This is a genomic window from Terrabacter aerolatus, assembly GCF_007991735.1.
GTDB classification, from domain to species: Bacteria; Actinomycetota; Actinomycetes; order Actinomycetales; family Dermatophilaceae; genus Terrabacter; species Terrabacter aerolatus.
Genome location: NZ_BJYX01000002.1, coordinates 53,955 through 76,410 on the forward strand (window position 1 = coordinate 53,955; position 22,456 = coordinate 76,410).

Annotated in this window: 26 protein-coding genes; 21 read left to right on the top strand and 5 right to left on the bottom strand. The window is 70.6% G+C overall.

Going from position 1 to position 22,456, the window contains the following annotated elements; genetic code table 11:
• Position 1: 1 nt before the first annotated feature.
• Entirely contained in the window at positions 2 to 982 is a 981-nt protein-coding gene (locus TAE01_RS02600; RefSeq protein WP_147063131.1) for a hypothetical protein, read from the bottom strand.
• 278 nt (positions 983 to 1,260) lie between these two features.
• Between TAE01_RS02600 and rpmE the strand changes: the two genes are divergently transcribed.
• From rpmE to prmC, 3 genes are all read left to right on the top strand, one after another.
• The gene (gene rpmE, locus TAE01_RS02605) at positions 1,261 to 1,476 is read left to right on the top strand and encodes a 50S ribosomal protein L31 (protein WP_147063132.1); all 216 of its coding nucleotides are present in this window, start codon (positions 1,261 to 1,263) and stop codon (positions 1,474 to 1,476) included.
• A gap of 89 nt (positions 1,477 to 1,565) precedes the next feature.
• Positions 1,566 to 2,654 carry a peptide chain release factor 1 gene (gene prfA / locus TAE01_RS02610; RefSeq protein WP_147063134.1) on the top strand — a complete coding sequence of 363 codons (1,089 nt, stop codon included), beginning with the start codon at positions 1,566 to 1,568 and terminating at the stop codon, positions 2,652 to 2,654.
• On the top strand, positions 2,651 to 3,568 hold the full coding sequence (gene prmC, locus TAE01_RS02615) for a peptide chain release factor N(5)-glutamine methyltransferase (protein ID WP_246111096.1): 918 nt from the start codon (positions 2,651 to 2,653) through the stop codon (positions 3,566 to 3,568). The genes prfA and prmC overlap by 4 nt, the downstream gene beginning before the upstream one ends.
• Here the strand turns inward: prmC and TAE01_RS02620 are convergent.
• Positions 3,522 to 4,130, bottom strand: coding sequence for a TetR/AcrR family transcriptional regulator (locus tag TAE01_RS02620; RefSeq protein WP_147063136.1), 609 nt, complete (start codon positions 4,128 to 4,130; stop codon positions 3,522 to 3,524). The two genes, prmC and TAE01_RS02620, sit on opposite strands and share 47 nt — an antisense overlap.
• Positions 4,131 to 4,284: 154 nt before the next feature.
• Here TAE01_RS02620 and TAE01_RS02625 point away from each other — a divergent pair, with 154 nt between their 5' ends.
• Positions 4,285 to 4,962, top strand: coding sequence for an NADPH-dependent F420 reductase (locus TAE01_RS02625; protein ID WP_147063138.1), 678 nt, complete (start codon positions 4,285 to 4,287; stop codon positions 4,960 to 4,962).
• Between the two features lie 128 nt (positions 4,963 to 5,090).
• Here TAE01_RS02625 and TAE01_RS02630 read toward each other — a convergent pair whose 3' ends face one another.
• Positions 5,091 to 5,411, bottom strand: a complete 321-nt coding sequence (locus tag TAE01_RS02630; protein ID WP_147063140.1) for a hypothetical protein — start codon at positions 5,409 to 5,411, stop codon at positions 5,091 to 5,093.
• 211 nt (positions 5,412 to 5,622) lie between these two features.
• On the opposite strand from TAE01_RS02630, the gene TAE01_RS02635 reads away from it, so the two are divergent.
• The 13 genes from TAE01_RS02635 to TAE01_RS02695 all read left to right on the top strand — a co-directional run bounded on the left by TAE01_RS02635 (position 5,623) and on the right by TAE01_RS02695 (position 18,423).
• Complete coding sequence (locus tag TAE01_RS02635) at positions 5,623 to 6,372, top strand: L-threonylcarbamoyladenylate synthase (RefSeq protein WP_147063142.1); 750 nt, start codon at positions 5,623 to 5,625, stop codon at positions 6,370 to 6,372.
• Positions 6,373 to 6,420: 48 nt separating this feature from the next.
• The gene (gene glyA / locus TAE01_RS02640) at positions 6,421 to 7,698 is read left to right on the top strand and encodes a serine hydroxymethyltransferase (RefSeq protein WP_147063144.1); all 1,278 of its coding nucleotides are present in this window, start codon (positions 6,421 to 6,423) and stop codon (positions 7,696 to 7,698) included.
• A 43-nt stretch (positions 7,699 to 7,741) separates the two neighbouring features.
• Entirely contained in the window at positions 7,742 to 8,839 is a 1,098-nt protein-coding gene (locus TAE01_RS02645; protein ID WP_147063146.1) for a glycosyltransferase family 4 protein, read from the top strand.
• A 144-nt stretch (positions 8,840 to 8,983) separates the two neighbouring features.
• The gene (locus tag TAE01_RS02650) at positions 8,984 to 9,469 is read left to right on the top strand and encodes a Cg1360 family ATP-synthase-associated protein (RefSeq protein ID WP_147063148.1); all 486 of its coding nucleotides are present in this window, start codon (positions 8,984 to 8,986) and stop codon (positions 9,467 to 9,469) included.
• Between the two features lie 14 nt (positions 9,470 to 9,483).
• On the top strand, positions 9,484 to 9,804 hold the full coding sequence (locus tag TAE01_RS20645) for an AtpZ/AtpI family protein (RefSeq protein WP_222594045.1): 321 nt from the start codon (positions 9,484 to 9,486) through the stop codon (positions 9,802 to 9,804).
• 160 nt (positions 9,805 to 9,964) lie between these two features.
• Positions 9,965 to 10,744 (top strand): F0F1 ATP synthase subunit A, encoded by a 780-nt coding sequence (atpB, locus tag TAE01_RS02660; RefSeq protein ID WP_147063150.1) that lies wholly within the window; start codon positions 9,965 to 9,967, stop codon positions 10,742 to 10,744.
• A 123-nt stretch (positions 10,745 to 10,867) separates the two neighbouring features.
• Positions 10,868 to 11,077: an ATP synthase F0 subunit C gene (gene atpE / locus TAE01_RS02665; protein WP_020142944.1), complete on the top strand. Its 210-nt coding sequence runs from the start codon at positions 10,868 to 10,870 to the stop codon at positions 11,075 to 11,077.
• A gap of 56 nt (positions 11,078 to 11,133) precedes the next feature.
• Complete coding sequence (locus TAE01_RS02670; RefSeq protein WP_186815015.1) at positions 11,134 to 11,733, top strand: F0F1 ATP synthase subunit B; 600 nt, start codon at positions 11,134 to 11,136, stop codon at positions 11,731 to 11,733.
• A complete protein-coding gene (locus TAE01_RS02675; RefSeq protein ID WP_147063152.1) occupies positions 11,733 to 12,545 on the top strand; it encodes a F0F1 ATP synthase subunit delta in 813 nt (270 codons plus the stop codon). The genes TAE01_RS02670 and TAE01_RS02675 overlap by 1 nt, the downstream gene beginning before the upstream one ends.
• A 69-nt stretch (positions 12,546 to 12,614) precedes the next feature.
• Positions 12,615 to 14,246, top strand: a complete 1,632-nt coding sequence (atpA, locus tag TAE01_RS02680) for a F0F1 ATP synthase subunit alpha (RefSeq protein ID WP_147063154.1) — start codon at positions 12,615 to 12,617, stop codon at positions 14,244 to 14,246.
• Positions 14,247 to 14,350: 104 nt separating this feature from the next.
• The gene (locus tag TAE01_RS02685) at positions 14,351 to 15,289 is read left to right on the top strand and encodes a F0F1 ATP synthase subunit gamma (protein WP_147063157.1); all 939 of its coding nucleotides are present in this window, start codon (positions 14,351 to 14,353) and stop codon (positions 15,287 to 15,289) included.
• A gap of 27 nt (positions 15,290 to 15,316) precedes the next feature.
• Positions 15,317 to 16,777, top strand: a complete 1,461-nt coding sequence (gene atpD, locus TAE01_RS02690) for a F0F1 ATP synthase subunit beta (protein ID WP_147063158.1) — start codon at positions 15,317 to 15,319, stop codon at positions 16,775 to 16,777.
• Between the two features lie 176 nt (positions 16,778 to 16,953).
• A complete protein-coding gene (locus tag TAE01_RS02695) occupies positions 16,954 to 18,423 on the top strand; it encodes an NAD(P)/FAD-dependent oxidoreductase (protein WP_147063160.1) in 1,470 nt (489 codons plus the stop codon).
• An 86-nt stretch (positions 18,424 to 18,509) separates the two neighbouring features.
• On the opposite strand, the gene TAE01_RS02700 is transcribed toward TAE01_RS02695, so the two are convergent.
• Positions 18,510 to 18,947, bottom strand: a complete 438-nt coding sequence (locus tag TAE01_RS02700; RefSeq protein WP_186815016.1) for a DUF6918 family protein — start codon at positions 18,945 to 18,947, stop codon at positions 18,510 to 18,512.
• A gap of 118 nt (positions 18,948 to 19,065) precedes the next feature.
• Between TAE01_RS02700 and TAE01_RS02705 the strand changes: the two genes are divergently transcribed.
• Together TAE01_RS02705 and TAE01_RS02710 are read left to right on the top strand one after the other, a co-directional pair.
• The gene (locus TAE01_RS02705; protein ID WP_147063162.1) at positions 19,066 to 19,341 is read left to right on the top strand and encodes a F0F1 ATP synthase subunit epsilon; all 276 of its coding nucleotides are present in this window, start codon (positions 19,066 to 19,068) and stop codon (positions 19,339 to 19,341) included.
• A gap of 8 nt (positions 19,342 to 19,349) precedes the next feature.
• The gene (locus TAE01_RS02710; protein WP_147063164.1) at positions 19,350 to 19,787 is read left to right on the top strand and encodes a DUF2550 domain-containing protein; all 438 of its coding nucleotides are present in this window, start codon (positions 19,350 to 19,352) and stop codon (positions 19,785 to 19,787) included.
• Positions 19,788 to 19,833: 46 nt separating this feature from the next.
• Here TAE01_RS02710 and TAE01_RS02715 read toward each other — a convergent pair whose 3' ends face one another.
• A complete protein-coding gene (locus TAE01_RS02715) occupies positions 19,834 to 20,478 on the bottom strand; it encodes a cob(I)yrinic acid a,c-diamide adenosyltransferase (protein ID WP_147063166.1) in 645 nt (214 codons plus the stop codon).
• A gap of 66 nt (positions 20,479 to 20,544) precedes the next feature.
• Between TAE01_RS02715 and murA the strand changes: the two genes are divergently transcribed.
• Together murA and TAE01_RS02725 are read left to right on the top strand one after the other, a co-directional pair.
• Positions 20,545 to 21,831 carry a UDP-N-acetylglucosamine 1-carboxyvinyltransferase gene (gene murA / locus TAE01_RS02720; RefSeq protein WP_147063168.1) on the top strand — a complete coding sequence of 429 codons (1,287 nt, stop codon included), beginning with the start codon at positions 20,545 to 20,547 and terminating at the stop codon, positions 21,829 to 21,831.
• Between the two features lie 219 nt (positions 21,832 to 22,050).
• Positions 22,051 to 22,419: an STAS domain-containing protein gene (locus TAE01_RS02725; RefSeq protein WP_147063169.1), complete on the top strand. Its 369-nt coding sequence runs from the start codon at positions 22,051 to 22,053 to the stop codon at positions 22,417 to 22,419.
• The last annotated feature ends 37 nt before the right edge of the window (positions 22,420 to 22,456 follow it).

The following is a 22,456-nucleotide window of genomic DNA, read 5'->3' on the forward strand; positions in this document are numbered from 1 at the left end:
GTCAGAAGCAGCCGCCGCGGGGCTGCTCCCGCAGCCGAGGCGTCACGGTCCAGCCGGTCACCGGGTCGAGCAGGGCGTGGGGTGTCGGGCTCGTCCGGTCGGACCGGGGTCCGGTGCTGGTCACGCGGGGCGAGCGCGGCCGGCCGGTCCGGGCGTCGAGCGACCAGCGCTCGGTGACCCAGACGGCCTCGCCGGTGACGGCTGCGTCGGACGTCCGGGGGTACCAGACCTCGACCGTGACGTCGCGACCGGCGTCGCGCAGGCGCACCCCGGCGGGCGCGTCCGGTCGCGTCGGCAGGACACGCCAGGTCACCGACCGGTTCGCGAGGTCGACCCCGAGCACGGACCCGTCCGACCCCGGGACGACGACGTGGGTCGAGTCCGACCCCACGAGCGGCTCCCGTGGCCACGCGCCCACGGGCAGGGGGACCTCGGTGGAGACCCACGAGCCGGAGGCCGGCGACCAGGCGACGAGGGCCCGACCGCGCACGCCGACGACTCCGGTCGAGGTCGCGACGAGCGACGCGCGGTAGGCCCGGTCGGCGTCCAAGTCCACCGGCGACTCCTGCCACGACCAGGCGCCCGCGCCACCGTCGAGCCGCTCGGCGGCGAGCCCCGCCTCGCCCACCGCCGGCGCCCCCACGGCATAGCCGTCCACGACGCCGAGCACGTCGGCGAGGCCCGTCGGGGTCGAGACGGACCCCATCGCGACGTCGACGACGTGGGTGGCGTGGCACCCGACGACGACGGCGTGCCCGTTGCTCAGGCGCACCGGCTCGGCGAGCAGGTCGGCCACGGTGGCGGTCCAGCGCACGGTGCCCGAGGGGTCGGCGGCCGTCACGTGTCCGGCCTCGGCAGGAGACACGTCGGGACAGCCGTCGAAGGAGCAGCCGGCGCCCGAGCACGCTGCAGCGGCGAGCAGCACGGCGATCGCACCGCAGGCCGCGGCGTGGCGTCGACCCTCCCGGTCCAGGACTCCCATGGTCGACCCCTTCGTCGTGCGGCCGGCGAGGTCGGCCCGTCGAGGAGGGAGACACCCCGCGGCCCCGGAACGATGCACCCGGGACGATGCACCCGGGACGCACCTCGGGATGCGCGCCGGGTACCGCTGCGGGAGGGAATGCGGAGGCGCAGCCGCGCGTTTGGGAGGAGGTGCGCCTTTCTGGCACACTCTTCCTCTGGACCGGTTCACGGGAGAGCAGCTCCCCGAGCGTGAGCAGCGATGACACCGACCCGGCCGACCACATCTAGGAGACCACGTTGAAGAAGGACCTTCACCCCGAGTACGTCGAGACCACGGTGACCTGCACCTGTGGCAACACGTTCACCACCCGTAGCACCGAGACGTCCGGCAAGATCTCTGCCGACGTGTGCTCGCAGTGCCACCCGTTCTACACGGGCAAGCAGAAGATCCTCGACACCGGTGGCCGCGTGGCCCGGTTCGAGGCCCGTTACGGCAAGAAGGCCGCCAAGTAGGTCTCCCGCACGCCGGCTCCCACGACTTCGGTCGTCGGGGGCCGGCGTTCGTATTACCCCGCCCCGTCCCCTGAGCCGAAGGGCCTGCCGTGCTCGATTCCGTCCAGTCGATCCTCGACGAGTACGCCGAGCTCGAGCTGCAGCTCGCCGACCCGGCCGTGCACGGTGACCAGGACCTCGTGCGCACGCTGAACAAGCGGTATGCCGCCCTGGCGCCCACCGTGGCCGCTGCTCGTGAGTGGACCGCCGCAGGTGACGACCTCGCCGCAGCGCAGGAGCTCGCGGCCGACGACGCGTCGTTCGCGGCGGAGGTGCCCTCGCTCGAGGTGCGCCTGGCCGCCGCCGAGGAGCACCTGCGCCGCATGCTCGTGCCGCGCGATCCCGACGACGACCGCGACGTCATCCTCGAGGTCAAGGCCGGCGAGGGCGGTGACGAGTCGGCACTCTTCGCCGGTGACCTGCTGCGGATGTACCTGCGCTACGCCGAGCAGCGCGGCTGGCGCACGGCGATCGAGGATGCCACCGAGAGCGACCTGGGCGGCTACAAGGACGTCCGGGTCTCGGTGCGCGCCAAGGGCGCTCCGGGCCTGGGCGAGGGCCCGTGGGCGCGCCTCAAGTACGAGGGCGGGGTCCACCGGGTCCAGCGGGTGCCCGTGACGGAGAGCCAGGGGCGCATCCACACCTCGGCCGCCGGCGTGCTCGTCATGCCCGAGGCCGAGGAGGTCGAGGTCACCATCGACCCCAACGACCTGCGCATCGACGTCTACCGCAGCAGCGGTCCCGGCGGCCAGAGCGTCAACACGACCGACTCGGCCGTGCGCATCACCCACCTGCCCTCGGGCCTGGTCGTGTCGTGCCAGAACGAGAAGTCGCAGCTGCAGAACAAGGAGGCCGCGATGCGCGTGCTCCGGGCCCGCCTGCACCAGATGGCCAAGGACGAGGCGGACGCGGAGGCCAGCGCCGCGCGCCGCTCCCAGGTCCGCACCGTCGACCGCTCCGAACGCATCCGCACGTACAACTTCCCCGAGAACCGCATCTCCGACCACCGCACGGGCTACAAGTCCTACAACCTCGACTCCGTGCTCGACGGCGACCTCGACCCCGTCGTGCAGTCGGCCCTCGACGCCGACGAGGCGGCCAAGCTCGCGGCTCTCGCCGACGACGGGGCCGGCGCGTGACCGACGACCTGACCGACGGCGTGACCGACCTGCGCGACGGCGTGCGCGCGGCCACGGTCCGCCTGCGCGAGGCGGGCGTCGCCTCGGCCGACGTCGATGCCGTCGAGCTCGCCTCCCACGTCCTCGGCGTGGAGGCCCCCGAGGTGCGTCGCCTCATGGTGCTCGGCGGACGGACGCTCCCGGGGTCGTATGCCGCCCTCGTCGACGAGCGCGCCCGACGCGTCCCGCTCCAGCACCTCACCGGTCGGGCCCACTTCCGCCGGCTGACCCTGTCGGTGGGCCCGGGGGTCTTCGTCCCGCGTCCCGAGACCGAGGTGCTCGTGGAGCTGGCGCTCGCCGAGGTGGACCGCGTCGCCGCGGCGCGCGCCGACGACCGGGTGCACGTCGAGCACCCGGTGCGGGTCGTCGACCTGTGCTCGGGGTCCGGAGCGATCGCGCTGTCGGTCAAGGTCGAGCGGCCGGGCGCGGAGGTGCGCGGCCTCGAGATCTCGCCCGACGCCCACGCCTGGGCGGTCGCCAACCGTGACCGCCTCGGCGTCGAGGTCGACCTCGTGCAGGGTGACGCCACGCGACGGTGCTTCGAGGACTGGTCCGGCCTCGTCGACGTCGTGACCGTCAACCCGCCCTACATCCCCGTCGGCGCCGTCCCGGTCGACCCGGAGGTGCGCGACCACGACCCCGAGCTCGCGCTCTACGGCGGCAGTGACGACGGCTTGGCGATACCGCTCGCGGTCGCGCGCGTTGCCGCGACCCTGCTCCGCCCGGGGGGACTCGTCCTCGTGGAGCACGCGGACTCGCAGGGGGAGAGCCTGCCCCGGCGGCTCACCGCGACGGGGGAGTGGGTCGAGGTGGGCGACCGTACGGACCTCAGCGGCCGGCCGCGGGTGACGGTCGCCCGGCGAGCGCGGCGCTGACGAGCGCGTCGGCACACTCCCGCGCCACACGGGGTGCCTCCGGGCTCGCGTCGAGCGAGCCGCTCGCGAGACCGCCGTCGAGCAGCAGGGTCAACGACCGGGCCAGCCCCCCCGGGTCACGGGCCCCCGCCTGCGTGGCGAGGTCGCTGACCCACGACAGCACTGCCGTCTTGTGCGCCACGGTGCGGTCGTGGACCGGCGTCCCCGGCTGCGACTCGGCGGCAGCGTTGATGAACGCGCATCCGCGGTAGCCGTCGCGTCGGCACGCCGTGCCGAGAGCGTCGAAGAGGCCGACGAGCTGGACCGCCGGTGCATCGCCCGCCGCCGTGGCGGCCTGCTTCAGCTGTGCCGTCCAGACGTCGTCGACCCGGTCGAGGTAGGCCACGACGAGGTCGTCCTTGGACGGGAAGTGCTTGTAGAAGGTCGCCTTGGCCACGCCCGACTCGGCGATGATCAGGTCGACGCCCACGGCGCGGATGCCGCGGGCGTAGAAGAGGGAGAAGGCCGTCTCGACGATGCGCTCGCGCGCCGCGCTCGCGCGCGTGGACGTGGTGGTGGACATCCGTCTCCTCGGGACTCTCGCGGCCTCGGCCGGGGGCTGTGTCGGCTCGGGTCGAGCATACCTTGCACATAGACAGATCTGTCTGTTAGCGTCCCGATCCACGGGGTAGACAGATCTGTCTGCCCCCACCTCTTCGCCCGCACCAGGAGACACCATGAAGATCGCAGTCCTCGGCACCGGCATGGTCGGTCAGGCCATCGCGGGTCGGCTCGACGCCCTCGGCCACGACGTCACGCTCGGCACGCGCGACCCGCAGGGCACCATCTCGCGCACCGAGCGGGACGGCATGGGCAACGCGCCCTTCGCCGCGTGGGCCTCGGGGCACGACTCGGTGCGCCTCACCACGTTCGCCGACGCCGCGGCCGGCGCCGAGCTCGTCGTCAACGCCACGAGCGGCCACGGCGCCCTCCCGGCCCTGCAGGCGGCCGGCGCCGAGAACCTCGCCGGCAAGGTCGTCATCGACATCGCCAACCCGCTCGACTTCTCGAACGGCTTCCCGCCCACCCTGTTCGTCAAGGACACCGACTCGCTGGGGGAGCAGGTCCAGCGCGCGTTCCCGGACGCCCTCGTCGTCAAGGCTCTCAACACGCTCAACGCCGACCTCATGGTCGACCCGACGACCCTCGGCGAGGCCTCGACCGTCTTCGTCTCGGGCAACGACGCGACGGCCAAGGCGACGGTGACCGAGCTGCTGACCTCGTTCGGGCACACGGACGTCATCGACCTCGGTGACATCTCGACGGCGCGCGGCACCGAGATGCTGCTCCCGGTGTGGCTGCGGCTGATGGGCGCGCTCGGCACGTCGGCCTTCAACTTCAAGATCGTGCGCTGACGTCGTAGGGCTCCGGGCCCGCGGGACGGGCGGTCATGGCCGCCCGCACCGCGGCGCCCGGGACACGCGTCGGCCGCACCACAGCGGGCCGAGCGCCTCGCGGCGGCCCTGGCTCTGGCCGGGGTGTCCTACGTGGTCGCGGCGCCCGGCTCGATGTCCGTCTTGCGGATCAGCAGGTCCACGACCTGCTCGGGCACGTCGTGCTGCCGGGCCTGCTGGGCCTCCTCCTGCTGCTTGACCTCCACCCGGGCGGCCTGCCATGCCGACCAGTGGCCCGACACGAGGGCCCACAGCGAGAGCGCGGAGACGTACACGACGGAGTTGAGCCACCCGAAGACCATCGAGATCGGGATCATGGCGATCCAGAAGACGGCGAGCCAGCCGTTGACCTTGCGCATGAAGACGGGGTCGCCCTGCACGCTGGCCCACAACGACTTGATGGGACCCATCTCGTTCCTCCTCGTATCCGGTGCGACTCTGCTGCGATGTGGGGCCGATTCCTACCGGCCGTGCCTGTGAGCGCGCTGGACGACACGGCGAGGGCCATGTCGATGACCACGGCGAGGGCAGTGGCGAGGGGACCAGCTCCACGACGGCGGTACGCGCCGTAGGTCCCGGCTGGCAGCGGCACCGCCTTGGTGGCCCAGTAGGCTCGGCCCCGTGAGCGAGCGCTACGACTGCACCGACCCCGAGGGCCGCGCCGAGGGCATCCCGGCCGCGGCCTCCGCCGTCCGCCGCGGCGAGATCGTCGTCCTGCCGACCGACACGGTCTACGGCATCGGCTGCGACGCCTTCGACGCCACTGCCGTCGCGTCCGTCCTGGCGGCCAAGGGTCGTGGGCGTGACATGCCGCCCCCGGTCCTCATCCCGACGGCGCGCACGGCGCAGGGCCTCGCCACCGCGGTGCCCGACTACGCGCAGCGGCTCATGGAGAAGTTCTGGCCCGGCCCGCTGACCCTCGTGCTCAAGGCGCAGACCTCCCTGCACTGGGACCTCGGCGAGACCAACGGCACGGTCGCGCTGCGCGTGCCCGACCACGAGATCACCCTCGAGCTGCTCGGGGACATCGGCCCGATGGCCGTGACGAGCGCCAACACCACCGGTGACCCGGCGGCGCGCACCGTCGACGAGGCGCAGGGCATGCTGGGCGAGTCGGTCGGGGTCTATCTCGACGCAGGCCCCGCCGGAGAGGGCCTGCCCTCGACGATCGTCGACTGCACGGGCGAGGCGCCCGTGACCCTGCGGGTCGGCGCCCTCTCGCAGCACGACATCGACGCGGCCCTCGAGCCGGAACCCGAGCTCGAGGCGCCGGCACCCGACCCGGTCGCAGACGACCCCGACACCGTGGGGGAGTGGCGCGACGTCTCCACCCCCGAGCAGCCGTCCGACGGTCCCAGCCCCACCCCCTAGAGTTGGCTCGCGCTCGCGCCCCACTCCCGACCCACCCGGAGAACCCACATGGCTGACGACACGTTCTACGGCTCCGACTTCGGCGCCCTGAAGTCCTTCGACCCCGACATCGCCGGCGTGCTCCTGTCCGAGCTCGACCGCATCCGCGGCGGACTGCAGCTGATCGCGAGCGAGAACATCAGCTCGCCCGCCGTGCTGACCGCCCTGGGCTCGACGCTGTCGAACAAGTACGCCGAGGGCTACCCCGGGCGTCGCTACTACGGCGGGTGCTCCGAGGTCGACAAGGCCGAGACCATCGCCATCGAGCGTGCCAAGGCCCTCTTCGGCGCCGACCACGCCAACGTCCAGGCGCACTCCGGTGCGAGCGCCAACCAGGCCGTCTACGGGGCGTTCATGTCTCCCGGAGACACGATCCTCGCCATGGCGCTGCCCATGGGTGGTCACCTGACCCACGGCACCAAGGTCTCCTTCTCCGGCAAGTGGTTCAACGCCGTGCACTACGGCGTCGACGCCACCTCCGAGGACATCGACTACGACCAGGTGGAGGCGCTCGCCAAGGAGCACCGCCCCAAGGTCATCTGCGCCGGCGGTTCCGCGATCCCGCGGCTCATCGACTTCGAGCGCTTCCGCGCCATCGCCGACGAGGTCGGCGCGATCCTCTGGGTCGACGCCGCCCACTTCATCGGTCTCGTCGCCGGCAAGGCCATCCCCTCGCCCGTGCCGTATGCCGACGTCGTCACCTTCACGACGCACAAGGTGCTCCGCGGCCCGCGCTCCGGCGCGCTCGTCTGCAAGGCCGAGCACGCGGCCGCCATGGACAAGGCGATCTTCCCGATGATGCAGGGCGGTCCCCAGATGCACACCATCGCGGCCAAGGCGGTCAACTTCAAGGAGGCCGCGACCCCCGAGTACGCCCAGTACGCGAAGGACGTCATCGCCAACAGCCAGCAGCTCGCCTCGAGCCTGCTCGAGCTCGGCATCCGCCCGACGACGGGCGGCACCGACACGCACCTCTCGCTCCTGGACCTGCAGGGTGTCGGGGTCACGGGCAAGGAGGCCGAGGAGCGCGCCGACGCTGCCGGCATCGTGCTCAACAAGAACGCGATCCCCTTCGACCCGCAGAAGCCCAACATCGCCTCCGGCATCCGCGTGGGCACGCCGTCCGTGACGACGCAGGGCATGGGCCTGGAGGAGATGAAGCAGATCGCCACGCTCATCCACCAGGCCGTCACGCAGGGTGACGCCGACCCCGACCACGCCGTCAGCAAGCAGGTCCGCGCGGAGGTCACCGACCTCGTGACGCGCTTCCCGGCATACCCTCGCTGAGTCATCCCACGTCACGACGTCGGCGTCGAGCGAAGGTCGGTAGGTGCACGAGTACGTCCTCGTCCTCATCGTGGCCGCAGCGGTCACGTACCTCGCCACACCCTTCGTCCGGAGCCTGGCCGTGGCGACGGGTGCCTTCACCCCCGTCCGCGAGCGCGACGTCCACAAGACGCCGATCCCGCGGCTCGGGGGAGTGGGGATCTACATCGGGTTCGTCGCGGCCGCCCTCGTGGCGCGAGCGCTGCCGTACCTCGGCTCGCTCTTCTCCACGAAGCAGATCATCGGCGTCGTCGTGGCCGGTGGGATCGTCTGCCTCGTCGGGGCCTTCGACGACATCCGGGAGCTCGACTGGCTGACCAAGCTGGCCGGGCAGATGCTCGCCGCGGGGCTGATGGCCTACACGGGGGTGCAGCTGCTCTCGCTCCCGATCTTCGGGACGACGATCCTGCCGACACCGGTGCTCGTGCTCTTCACGGTGCTCGTCGTCATCGCCTCGACCAACGCCGTCAACTTCATCGACGGCCTCGACGGGCTCGCGGCCGGGGTCGTCGGCATCGCGGCGTTCGCCTTCTTCATCTACAGCTACCTCGTGTCGAGGTCGTTCGTGCCGGCCAACGTCTTCTCCACCGCCACCTTCATCTGCGCGGCCCTCGTCGGGTGCTGTGCCGGCTTCCTGCCCCACAACTTCCATCCCGCACGGCTGTTCATGGGTGACTCGGGGGCGCTGACCCTGGGCCTGCTGCTCTCGGCCGCGACGATCACCCTGACCGGCAACGTCGACCCCGGCCAGGTCAGCGCCAACGAGGTCTCGGCTGCGTTCCTGCCGATCCTCGTACCGCTGGCCGTGCTGCTGCTGCCGTTCCTCGACATGCTCCTCGCCGTCGTACGTCGCACCCGTGCGGGCCAGCGGCCGTGGCAGCCGGACGCGATGCACCTGCACCACCGCATGCTGCGCATCGGGCACGGCCACCGCCGAGCCGTGCTGATCCTCTACCTGTGGGCGGCCATCGTGGCCCTGGGGTCGGTGTCCTTCGTCATCTGGGACGGCCTGCGCCCCCTGGCGGTCGTGGGCGCGACCGCGGCCATGGGTGTCGTGCTCACCGTGTGGCTTCCGCGGTGGAGGCCCTCGGAGCGCTTGTGATAGCATTCACAAGCACCTGAGGGCAGTCTGACAAGGCCGCTGCGGGAGCCGATCCACCTCTTCTCACCCCCGTTCCGGGCCTGTCCCGGACGGGCCCGAACCCCGCCCGCACTACGCCTCCACGACGCACCCAGGCAGGTTTTCTTGAGCGCCACACCGGCACCGAGCGCATCACAGTCCGATGCGTTCGCCCAGCTCCTCCGGGGCTCGCTGCTGCCGACCGCGCTCACCGGTCTCCTGTGCGTCGTCGTCGGGCTGTTCTCCAGCCCCAAGGCCGCGTGGTCGGCCGCTCTGGGAGCGGCCCTCGTCATCTTCTTCTTCAGCCTGACGCTGCTCGTCATGAAGCGCACGGCCGACCTGCCGCCCACCACGACGATGATGATCGTCATGGCCACCTACACCTTCAAGGTGCTGGTCCTCGGCGTCGTCATGTTCGCCCTGCGCGACGTCACGTGGGCCTCCGGCTACGCCATCGGGCTGTCCGTCACCATCTGCGCCGTCGTGTGGCTCTTCTTCGAGATGCGCGCCTACAAGCACCTGCGCATCTTCGCCTACGACCCCGACGGTGCCGCGTCCCTCGACTCCGCTGACCGTGACCAGGACGAGCGCGAGCCGCGTGATGAGCCGTGACACCGGAGGTCGAGATGACGACGCCACCCACTCCCGGCACCCCCGAGCCATCCGCGGGGTCGACGGGCCCGACGGAGCCCACGACCGAGCCCACGATCGAGCCCACGGAGCCCACGGAGGCCGAGCGGGACGAGGAGCTGCGCGCCTTCAACATCCGCGAGCAGGACTCGGCCTGGAGGGCCGTGGCCTACCTGCTCACCGGGCCCCTCATCTACGGCGGCCTCGGTGCCCTCGCCGACCACTGGCTCGGCACGGGCTGGCTCGTCGGAGCGGGGATCGTGGGTGGAATGGCCCTGTCGCTCTACCTCATCTGGTTCCGATACGGTACCCAGTGAGCCCGCAGACCAGCCCGACGGCCACCGCGCCGCCCGCCAGCGCGTCGCCTGCCGGCCCGCAGACCCGGGGCCTCGTCGGGAGCACGCACCCGAGCACCGCCCCTGCACCCCTGACGCCCGCCGTCAGTCGAAGCGCCCAGAACCTACGAAGGAGTAACCCGTGAGCATCGTGGCCGCCGCCCCGACGGACTACACCGCCCCCGGTGTCGAGGAGTTCTGGCAGCCCCTCATCGGTGACGGCGCATGGGCGATCACGCGCCCCATGTTCCTCATGGCCCTGTCGGTCCTGGCCATCAGCATCTGGCTGCTCGTCACGACCCGCAAGAAGGCCCTCGTCCCGAGCAAGGGCCAGATGGGCACCGAGGCCGTCTACGGCCTCGTCCGCAACGGGGTGGCCAAGGACCTCATCGGCAGCCACGAGTTCATGCGCTTCGTGCCGCTGCTCTTCACGATGTTCGTGCTCATCCTCGTCAACAACCTCTTCGGCGTCATCCCGCCGATGAGCTACCCGACGATGAGCCGCATCGGCTTCCCCATCGCCCTGGCCCTCATCGTCTGGATCGTCTTCCACGTCGTCGGCATGAAGAAGCACGGCTTCTTCGGCTACTGGAAGTCGCTCGTCCCCTCGGGCCTGCCCAAGGGCATGATCGTCCCGATCTTCATCCTCGAGCTGATCACGGACCTCTTCACCCGTCCGGTCACGCTCGCCCTGCGACTCTTCGGCAACATGTTCGCCGGCCACATCCTCATGGTCCTGTTCATCACGGGTGGCTGGTACATGCTGACCTCCGGCGGCATCCTCGTCGTCGCCGGTGGAGTGACGTGGGTCTTCGCCTTCGTCATGACGCTCTTCGAGCTGCTGGTGGAGTTCCTGCAGGCCTACGTCTTCACCCTGCTCGCCGCGCTCTACATCGCGGGTGCCGTCGCCGACGAGCACTGAGCGTCCACCGCGCGCCCGTCGCGCAGCTTCACCCCGCACCACCGCACGAGCACCACGAACCAGCTTCGCCCAAGCCCGTCTGGTAACCGCCAGCCGGACAAGACAAGAAGGAACGGAACAAACATGACTGGCAACATCGCCATCCTCGGTTACGGCCTCTCCGCCATCGGCCCCGGTATCGGTGTCGGTCTGATCTTCGCCGCCTACATCAACGGCGTCGCCCGTCAGCCCGAGGCCCGCGGCATGCTCCAGCCCATCGCCTTCCTCGGCATGGCCATCACCGAGGCGCTCGCCATCTTCGGTATCGCGCTCGCGTTCGTCTTCAAGGGCTGACGCCCCCACGGGGGCAGCTCGAAGCACCGACCGTCATTTCTCTCTAGGAGAAGCTCATGCAAGCAGTGACCGTGACCGCCTCAGGCGGCGAGGGCTTCTGGGCCACCGCGGCACCGATCATCCCGCACCCGCTGGAGTTCTTCTTCGGCCTGGTGTGCTTCGCGATCCTCTACGTCGTGGTGTCCAAGAAGGTCGTGCCGCGGCTGGAGCAGATCTACGCCGAGCGCACGGCTGCCATCGAGGGCGGCATGAACAAGGCGGAGGAGGCCCAGGCCCAGGCCCAGGCCGCGCTCGAGCAGTACCAGGCGCAGCTCGTCGAGGCTCGCTCCGAGGCCGCCCGCATCCGTGAGGACGCGAAGGCCCAGGGCGCGCAGATCATCGCCGAGATGCGCGAGCACGCCGCCTCCGAGGCGTCGCGGATCACCGAGACGGCCCACAAGCAGATCGAGGCCGAGCGCCAGCAGGCGGTCGTCTCGCTCCGCGGCGACCTCGGCCGGATCTCGACCGACCTCGCGAGCCGCATCGTCGGCGAGTCCCTCCACGAGGAGACCCGTCAGAAGGGCATCGTCGAGCGCTTCCTCGCCGAGCTCGAGTCGGGCGACGTCGTGCGCGAGAAGGTCGGCGGCCCCGCCGGCAGCCAGGGCGGAGACGCCTGATGCAGGGACCCTCACGCGCAGCAGCGGCGGCGAGCCGCGAGGCGTTCACCGGCGTCCTTGCTGCCGGCGCCGACCGCTCGCGGTTGGCCGAGGAGCTCTTCGCCGTCGTCGGCGTCATCGACGGCAGCGCGACCCTGCGTCGCGCCGTCGCCGACCCCTCCCGCGAGGGGGCCGACAAGGCGCAGCTCGCCGAGCGTCTCTTCGCCGGCAAGGTCAGCGCCGAGGCGCTCGTCGTGCTCAAGGGCGCCTTCGGGCACCGCTGGAGCTCCGAGCGTGACCTGACCGACACGCTCGAGTCGTATGCCGTCGAGGCCGTCATCGCCCAGGCCGAGGCCGACGGCCGTGCCGACCGGGTCGAGGACGAGCTCTTCCGCTTCGAGCGGATCGTCGCGGCCGACGCGGCGCTGCGTTCGGCGCTGGCCGACACCCAGGCGCCTGCCGAGAAGCGCGCGGACCTCGTGTCCTCGCTCCTGCTCGGCAAGGTCGCCCCGGAGACGCTCGTGCTGGCCCGTCAGGCCGTGGTCGCCCCCCGCGGCCTGCGCTTCGACCGGGTCCTCGAGAAGTACCTCGAGACGGCCTCGAGCCGCCGCGAGCAGCAGACGGCCGTCGTCACCTCGGCCGTCCCGCTCACCGACGACGACCGTGCCCGCCTCGCGGCGGGCCTGGCTGCCATCTACGGCGGCACGGTCCACGTCAACACCGTCGTGGACCCCCGGGTCATGGGCGGGGTCAAGGTCGAGATCGGTGACGAGCTCATCGACGGCACCGTCATCCGCAAGCTCGACGCGGCCCGCCGGGCCATGGGTGCCTGAGGCACCCACCACCAGCTGTGATCAACCATTGGCCCGTCCTGCGGGTCGAGACCGAGGAGAAGATCTGACATGACGGAGCTTTCGATCCGTCCGGAGGAGATCCGGGACGCACTGGACTCGTTCGTCCAGTCCTACGAGCCCGGCGCGGCCTCCCGCGAAGAGGTCGGCCGCGTCACCGACGCCGGTGACGGCATCGCTCACGTCGAGGGTCTTCCCTCGGCCATGACCAACGAGCTGCTCCAGTTCGAGGACGGCACGCTCGGCCTCGCGCTGAACCTCGACGTCCACGAGATCGGTGTCGTCGTCCTCGGTGACTTCGCCGGCATCGAGGAGGGCCAGACCGTCAAGCGCACGGGCGAGGTCCTCTCCGTCCCGGTGGGCGACGACTTCCTCGGCCGCGTCGTGGACCCGCTCGGCAACCCGATCGACGGCCTCGGCGAGATCAAGACCGACGAGCGTCGCGCCCTCGAGCTGCAGGCGCCCAACGTCGTCCAGCGCAAGTCGGTGCACGAGCCGCTCCAGACCGGCATCAAGTCGATCGACGCCATGACGCCGATCGGCCGCGGCCAGCGCCAGCTCATCATCGGCGACCGCCAGACCGGCAAGACCACGGTCGCGATCGACACGATCATCAACCAGAAGCGCAACTGGGAGTCCGGCGACCCCGACGCCCAGGTTCGCTGCATCTACGTCGCCATCGGCCAGAAGGGCTCGACCATCGCGTCGGTCCGCGGCACGCTCGAAGAGGCCGGCGCCCTGGAGTACACGACGATCGTCGCGGCCCCCGCGTCCGACTCGGCCGGCTTCAAGTACCTCGCGCCCTACACCGGTTCGGCCATCGGCCAGCACTGGATGTACCAGGGCAAGCACGTCCTCATCGTCTTCGACGACCTGTCCAAGCAGGCCGAGGCCTACCGCGCCGTGTCGCTGCTGCTGCGCCGCCCGCCGGGCCGCGAGGCCTACCCGGGCGACGTCTTCTACCTGCACTCGCGGCTGCTCGAGCGTTGCGCGAAGCTCTCCGACGACCTCGGCCACGGCTCGATGACGGGTCTGCCGATCATCGAGACCAAGGCGGGCGACGTCTCGGCGTACATCCCGACCAACGTCATCTCGATCACGGACGGCCAGATCTACCTGCAGGCCGACCTGTTCAACGCCAACGTGCGTCCGGCCATCGACGTGGGTGTCTCGGTCTCCCGAGTCGGTGGTGCCGCGCAGATCAAGGCGATGAAGTCGGTCGCCGGTCGACTCAAGCTCGACCTCGCGCAGTTCCGCGCCATGGAGGCGTTCGCCATGTTCGCCTCCGACCTCGACCCGGCCTCGCGTGCCCAGCTCGCCCGTGGTGCGCGCCTCGTCGAGCTGCTCAAGCAGCCGCAGAGCTCGCCGTACCCCGTCGAGGAGCAGGTCGTCTCGATCTGGACCGGCACGACCGGCAAGCTCGACGACATCGCCGTCGAGGACGTGCGGACCTTCGAGTCCGAGCTGCTCGAGGCGCTGCGTCGCGACGGCAAGATCCTCCAGACGATCCGCGAGACCCTCAAGCTCGACGAGGACACCGAGACGGCCCTGTCCAAGGTCGTCGACGAGGTCAAGTTCACCTTCCGGGGCACCGGCAGGGACGGCCTCGAGGCCGGCAGCGAGGAGTTCGACGAGATCGCCGACGACCAGATCACCCAGGCGAAGATCGTCAAGCAGAAGTGACCACCTTCCGTATGCCGCCCGGCCAGCCGGGCGGCATACGGAAGCGGGCGTGAGCCCACCCTGCAGGCAACCACAGACTTCACAGACCAAGAGAGGCGGAGCACATGGGAGCGCAGATGCGGATCTACCGCCAGCGCATCAAGTCCGTCAACTCCATCAAGAAGATCACCAACGCGATGGAGCTGATCGCTGCCGCACGCGTCGTCAAGGCCCGCCAGCGGGCCACCGAGGCGATGCCGTACACGACCGCACTGACGCGTGCCGTGTCCGCGGTGGCGACCAACACGAACGAGGACCACCCGTTGACGACGGCGAAGGAGACCGCCAAGCGGGCCGGCGTCGTCATCATCACGGCGGACCGCGGACTTGCCGGTGCCTACTCCGTCGCGGCGATCAAGGAGAGCGCGGAGCTCATCTCCAAGCTGACCGGCGAGGGCAAGGAGGTCGTGCCCTACCTCGTCGGTCGCAAGGCCGTGAGCTACTACAAGTTCCGCAAGCGCGACTACGCCGCCGAGTGGACCGGCTTCTCCGACGCCCCGACGTTCGAGAACGCCAAGGAGATCGCCGACCGCATCTCGGCCGACTTCCTCAAGCCCACGGAGGAGGGCGGTCACGACGAGATCCACGTCGTGTTCACCCGCTTCCGCTCGATGGTCCGCCAGGACCCCTTCGTCCTGCGCCTGCTGCCCCTCGAGGTCGTCGACGCGGACGACGCGGGCGACGACGACAGCCTGGACCTCAGCGTGAACCGCTACGAGGAGGGCCAGATCCCGCCCGAGTACTCCTTCGAGCCGAGCGCGTCCGAGGTCCTCGACCTGCTGCTGCCGAAGTACGTGCGCAACCGCATCTTCACCGCGCTGCTCAGCTCGGCGGCCTCCGAACTCGCCGCCCGCCAGCGGGCGATGAAGTCGGCCACCGACAACGCGACGGAGCTGATCAAGACCTACCAGCGCCTCGCCAACCAGGCCCGCCAGGCCGGCATCACCCAAGAGATCAGCGAAATCGTGGGCGGCGCCAACGCCCTCGCCGACGCCAAGAAGTAACGCCCACAGGTAAGGAAGCAGACCACCATGACTGCAACTGTCAGCGACACCACGTGGACGGCCCCGCCCGCGGGCGGCGTCGGACGCATCTCCCGCATCATCGGCCCGGTCGTCGACGTGGAGTTCCCCGTCGACGCCATGCCGGAGCAGTACAACCTGCTCACGACCGAGGTCACCCTCGCCGGCGAGACGAAGAACCTCAACCTCGAGGTCGCCCAGCACATCGGCGACAACATGGTCCGGGCGATCTCGCTCCAGCCGACCGACGGTCTCGTGCGCGGCTCGGCCGTGCAGGACACCGGGGGACCCATCACCGTCCCCGTCGGTGACGTGACGCTCGGCCACGTGTTCAACACGACCGGCGAGTGCATGAACCTCGCCGAGGGCGAGACCCTCGAGGTCAAGGAGCGCTGGGGCATCCACCGCAAGGCGCCGGCCTTCGACCAGCTCGAGTCCAAGACGACGATGTTCGAGACGGGCATCAAGGTCATCGACCTGCTGACCCCGTACGTGCAGGGTGGCAAGATCGGCCTCTTCGGCGGCGCCGGTGTCGGCAAGACGGTGCTCATCCAGGAGATGATCGCCCGAGTCGCTCGCGACCACGGTGGTGTGTCGGTGTTCGCCGGTGTCGGCGAGCGCACCCGTGAGGGCAACGACCTCATGGTCGAGATGGAGGAGGCGGGCGTCCTCGGACAGACCGCCCTCGTGTTCGGCCAGATGGACGAGCCGCCGGGCACGCGTCTTCGCGTGGCCCTGTCGGCGCTGACGATGGCGGAGTACTTCCGCGACGTCCAGAAGCAGGACGTGCTCCTCTTCATCGACAACATCTTCCGCTTCACGCAGGCCGGTTCGGAGGTCTCGACCCTCCTCGGCCGTATGCCGTCCGCCGTGGGCTACCAGCCCAACCTCGCCGACGAGATGGGCACGCTCCAGGAGCGCATCACCTCGACGCGTGGCCACTCGATCACCTCGATGCAGGCGATCTACGTGCCGGCCGACGACTACACCGACCCGGCCCCGGCCACGACGTTCGCGCACCTCGACGCGACGACCGAGCTCTCGCGTGACATCGCGTCGATGGGTATCTACCCCGCCGTCGACCCGCTGTCCTCGACCTCGCGGATCCTCGACCCGCGCTACATCTCGAGCGACCACTACAACACGGCCGTTCGCATCAAGTCGATCCTCCAGCGCAACAAGGAGCTGCAGGACATCATCGCGATCCTCGGTATCGACGAGCTCTCCGAAGAGGACAAGATCCTCGTCAACCGCGCCCGTCGCATCCAGCGCTTCCTGTCGCAGAACACCTACGTCGCCAAGCAGTTCACCGGCATCGAGGGCTCGACCGTGTCGCTCGCCGACTCGATCGAGGGCTTCACGAAGATCGCGGACGGCGAGTACGACCACGTCGCCGAGCAGGCCTTCTTCATGTGCGGTGGCCTCGATGACGTCGAGCGCCAGTGGGCGGAGATCCAGAAGAACCTCTGACCCGAGCAGTCCGTTCCACCCGACGACGGGGAGGTGCCCACTGGGCACCTCCCCGTTCGTCATGTGGCCACCCTCGCGTCGGCCTGCGGGCATGCGGGTACGTCGCACGGTGTTGACACGGATGGACCAGACGTCAGCGCCGACGAGCCAGCACCCACAGCAGGACGAGGAGAATCGTGAGCAGCACCACCCAGCACGCCACGCGGCACCGGGTCGTGGTCGTCGGATCGGGTTTCGGCGGCTTGTTCAGCACGCAGAAGCTCAAGGGCGCCGACGTCGACGTCACGCTCGTCGCGCGCACCACCCACCACCTCTTCCAGCCGTTGCTCTACCAGGTGGCGACCGGCATCCTCTCCGAGGGCGAGATCGCCCCCTCCACCCGGGAGGTGCTCCACCGTCAGCGCAACGCCAAGGTGCTCCTCGGTGAGGTGACGGAGATCGACCTCGCGGCGCGCACGGTGACCCACTCGGCGGTGGGCCGTGAGACGGTCACCCCCTACGACTCGCTCATCGTGGCCGCCGGTGCGGGCCAGTCCTGGTTCGGCAACGACCAGTTCGCGCGGCACGCCCCCGGCATGAAGTCGATCGACGACGCCCTCGAGCTGCGCGGGCGCATCTTCGGGTCCTTCGAGCTCGCCGAGCTCGCCACGACCCAGGCCGAGGTCGACCGCCTCATGACGTTCGTCGTCGTCGGTGCGGGTCCGACGGGCGTGGAGATGGCCGGCCAGATCTCCGAGCTGGCCCGCCGCACGCTCAAGCGCGACTTCCGGCGCATCGACCCGACCAAGGCGCGGGTCATCCTGCTCGACGCCGCTCCCGCGGTCCTCGGCTCGTTCGGCGAGAAGCTCGGTGACCGCGCCGTCAAGCGCCTCACCGAGATGGGCGTCGAGGTGCGGCTCGGCGCCAAGGTCGTCGACGTCGACTCCACCGGCATCGAGGTCGAGCACGGCGACGGCAGCCGCGAGCGCATCGAGTCGGTGTGCAAGGTCTGGGCCGCGGGCGTCAGCGCCTCCCCGCTCGGGCGGCGGCTCGCCGAGCAGTCCGGGGCCGGTCTCGACCGGGCCGGGCGCATCGAGGTCAACGACGACCTGACCCTGCCCGGACACCCGGAGGTCTTCGTCGTCGGCGACATGATGGCCCTCGGGGGGCTGCCCGGGGTGGCCCAGGTGGCGATCCAGGGCGGTCGCTACGCGGCGGAGCAGATCACCCGCCGGCTCGAGGGACGAGAGCCCAAGGGCCCGTTCTCGTACTTCGACAAGGGGTCGATGGCCACGATCTCCCGGTTCTCCGCGGTCGCGTCGGTGGGCAAGGCGCAGTTCAGCGGTTTCTTCGCCTGGGTGCTGTGGCTCGCCGTCCACCTCGTCTACATCATCGGCTTCAAGAGCCGGCTCACGACGCTCCTGCACTGGGTCGTCACCTTCATCGGTCGTGGCCGCTCCGAGCGGGTGGTGACCGAGCAGCAGGTCTTCGCGAGGCAGGCCATCTCCGACCTCGGCTCCGAGTTCAGCCCGGAGCTGCCACGCGTCGCCGGGGACCGGTCGCACGCGGCCGCGCCGTCAGAACCGGCCGAACCGGCATCAGCAGCAACGGATGGTGCGCCCGCGACGCGAGCCGAGCAGGAGTCGGACGCCTCGCGGATCGAGTGACGCTCGACCGCCACCATCCAGGCACACGACCGGGCCGGCTCCCTCAGGGAGCCGGCCCGGCGGCATACGTGGTCGGTGGTGGCGCCTCAGGGGACGAGGCGCTCCACGGCTGCGCCGAGGCGGGGCAGCGCCGCGACGACGTGATCCTTGGCCTTGCCGCGCAGCGAGCCGTAGACCTTGGCCGCCGAGCCGTGCGACGTGTTGGCCGCCTTGGCGTCCGTCACGGCGAGCAGGGCGTCCGCGGCCGCCTCGGGCTGGGCCGCGAGGTGGGCGCCGAAGGGCTGCTCACCCTTGGTGGCCCAGAACGGGTCGAGGGCACTGGCGAACTGGGGGAGCAGGCGGTCGGTGGCACTCGTGACGAAGTTCCCGCCGAGCTTCTTCGCGGCGGCGTAGCCGGCCTTGACGGCGGCGCCGCCGAGACCGGACTTCTCGGAGACCTCGGCGTCGATGACGTCGGTGAGGGTGGCGACGGCGACGGGCCTGCGGGTGGGCTCGAGGAGGGCGTCGGACACGGCGGTGCTCATGGGGAAGACTCCTGTAGAGGGTCGGGGATCGGAGCGGGCGGCCTGCGCCACCTCGCGTACGGAGCATCCTTGCAGAGGCACTAAACTGCTGAGGACACCCCCACGATCCGGAGGAAACGTGAGTTCGCTCAAGGTAGAGATGGTTGCCGCCGACCGGAAGGTCTGGGAGGGCGAGGCCAAGTTCGTACGCGCTCGGTCCATCTCGGGCGAGCTGGGCATCCTGCCGGGCCACGCACCGTTGCTCGGTGTCCTCGTCGAGGGCGAGGTGTCCATCGAGTCCCTCGAGGGCGAGCGTCGCACCGTGACGGTCGACGGTGGGTTCCTCTCCGTCGACTCCGACGTGGTGACCATCGTCGCCGAGCACGTCGACGCCTCGTCACTGCAGACGAACTGAGGTCGCGCGTGCCGACCGTTCTCGTCTCGACCGAGATCGTGATCGGCACCCTGCTGGTGGTCGCGGTGGTCGTCCTCGCGACGACCTTCCTGCGTCGCCGCTACATCGCCAAGGGGCTCCCGCTGACGCTGTGCGGCCTGCGCCGGTCCCCGTCCGACCGCTGGCGCCTGGGCCTCATCAGGTTCGGCGACAACGCCCTCGAGTGGTACACCCTCGGGGGCGTCTCCGTCCGGCCGCGGCACCGTTGGCTGCGCCAGCGCCTGCTGCTCGACGTGCCCGAGCCGCTCAGCGGGAGCGAGTCGCTCCCGCTCCTGCCCGGAGCGAGCCGGGTGCCGTGCAGCGACGGCGACCGCGACTTCGAGCTGGCCCTGCAAGGACCCGCCTACACCGCGCTGCGGTCGTGGCAGGAGGCCGCGCCTCCCGGCTACAACGTCAACGTCGCCTGACGGGAGGCCCCCACGGGCTTCGCCGGGCGTATGCCGGGTGGCCGGGTCAGGCTTTCGTGGATCGCTCAGGCTTCTCGACGCGTCCACCGCCGGGCTGCCACAGCACGTCGCCGCCGATCGGCTTGTTGGCGATACGGGCCAGGATGAAGAGCAGGTCCGAGAGGCGGTTGAGGTACTTCGCCGTGAGGACGTTGACGCCACCGACCCCGCGGGCGTCCGTGCCCTCGGGAGCCGGCTCGGTACCGTGCTCGTCGACGGCGGCCCAGGCGGACCGCTCGGCCCGTCGCACGATGGTCGTCGCGAGGTGCAGGTGGGCCGACCCGGGGGTGCCACCGGGAAGGATGAACGACCGCAGCTTCTCGACCTGCTCGAGGTAGTGGTCGCAGTCCTTCTCGAGGTCGTCGACCCAGGGCTGCTCGACGCGCAGCGGGGGGTAGTCGTAGCGCTCGCGCAGCGGCGTCGACAGGTCGGCGCCGACGTCGAAGAGCTCGTTCTGCACCCGCTGCAGCGTCGCCGTGACCTCGTCGGTGAGGCCGCCGCACGCGACGGCGATGCCGATCGCGGCGTTGGCCTCGTTGGAGTCGGCGTAGGCGTGCAGCCGCGCGTCGTTCTTGCTGACCCGCGAGAAGTCGCCGAGGCTCGTCGTGCCGTCGTCGCCGGTGCGCGTGTAGATCCGCGTCAGGTTGACCATGGGCCCACTCTCTCACCCGCGTCGGCCGGTCCGGTGGCCGCCCACGTCCCCGCTAGGGTTCGGTGGGTGAGAGAGCGATTCCGGGTCGTCGGTGGGGCACACCTCGTGGGCGAGGTGCGCGTGGTGGGCGCCAAGAACAGTGCGCTCAAGCTGATGGCCGTGGCCCTGCTGGCCGTGGGTCGCACGACCTTGACCAACGTCCCGGCCATCGCCGACGTGACGATCATGGCCGAGCTCCTGCGGCGGCTCGGGGTCGGCGTCGACTACGACGCTGCGGCCGGCGTCGTGGTCCTCGACGTGCCCGAGCGCATCGGCCACCGCGCCGACTATGAGCTCGTCCGGGCGCTGCGGGCCTCGATCTCGGTGCTCGGCCCGCTCGTGGCCCGCGTGGGGGAGGCGGACGTCGCCGTGCCCGGCGGGGACGCCATCGGCTCGCGTGGTCTCGACCTGCACGCGGCAGGGCTCGAGGCGCTGGGGGCCGAGGTCCACGTGACCCACGGCTACCTCGTCGCCACGGCGCCGCGTGGGCTGACGGGCGCCGAGATCCGCCTGGACTTCCCGAGCGTGGGGGCGACCGAGAACATCCTGACGGCCGCGGTCCTGGCCCGCGGCACGACGACGATCGACAACGTCGCCAAGGAGCCCGAGATCGTCGACATTGCGCAGATGCTCATCTCGATGGGCGCCCGCGTCGAGGGCGCCGGCACGTCCCGCATCACCGTCCACGGGGTCGAGGCGCTGGCCCCGACGGAGCACGCCGTCGTCTCGGACCGCATCGCGGCCGGTACCTGGGCGTTCGCGGCAGCGACGACCCGCGGCGACATCGAGATCGTCGGTGGTGTGGCCGACCACCTCCGAGCCCCTCTGGGGGCCCTCGAGTCGGCCGGCTGCCACGTCGAGGTCACCGACCGTGGGTTCCGGGTGTCCGCCGTCGACCGGCGTCCCCGCGCCTTCGACGTCGCGACCCTGCCCTACCCGGGCTTCCCGACCGACCTGCAGCCCTTCGCCCTGTCCTACAACGCCGTCGCCGACGGGTCGGCGATGGTCACCGAGAACCTGTTCGAGGCGCGGTTCCGCACCGTCCAGGAGCTGGCCCGCCTCGGCGCCGACGCGCAGGTCGACGGTCACCACGTCATGACGCACGGCGTGCCGATCCTGTCCGGTGCCCCGGTCGAGAGCAGCGACATCCGCTCGGGCGCGGCGCTCGTCATCGCCGGACTCGTGGCGGAGGGCGAGACCCTGGTCAGCGGCGTCCACCACATCGACCGCGGCTACCCGCGTTTCGAGGAGGCGCTGCGGGCGATGGGGGCCGAGGTCACCCGCGAGCCCGACGACGAGCCGCCGTTCGCCTAGCCCGTCCTGGTCGGTCGGCAGCGGGTCGGCGGCAGGTCGGCGGCAGGTCGGGGGACGGATCGTCCACCTTTGCCGGATGTGCTCCGATCGGGTCATGGTGCCGCGTCACGTTGTTCGCGCGAAGGTCGTATTTCTTGACCACTTCTTGACTCCGAGGGGCAACGTTTTCGTCGGCTGAGGCGTCATCATGGTGACGGCACAGCGTTGAGAGGGGTCTGCATGACGCTGAACACCCACCGCAGGGGTCCGGTCCGAGTGCTCGACGCGCCCGACGGCCACGATGTCATCATCGAGGGTCGTCTCGACGTCCACACGGTGCCGGACATCCGCGACGCGATCCACGCGGTCATCAACGAGGGGCCGGGCGAGCTGCGCCTGCACCTCGGGGACGCCGAGATCGGCGACGCCACGGGTCTCGGGGTCATCGTCCACCTCCACCGGCGTGCCACCCGGGCGGAGCGTCGCCTGCTGCTCGTCGACGCGAGCGACCGCACGACGCGGCTGCTGCGTGGCTGCCGGCTCGAACGCATCCTCGCGCCACGGCACCCGGTGTCCGACGGCGTGACTGTGGCGCCTCTCACCGCCTGAGCGCCTGCCCACGGCGAGACGCCGCCGCTACCGTCGA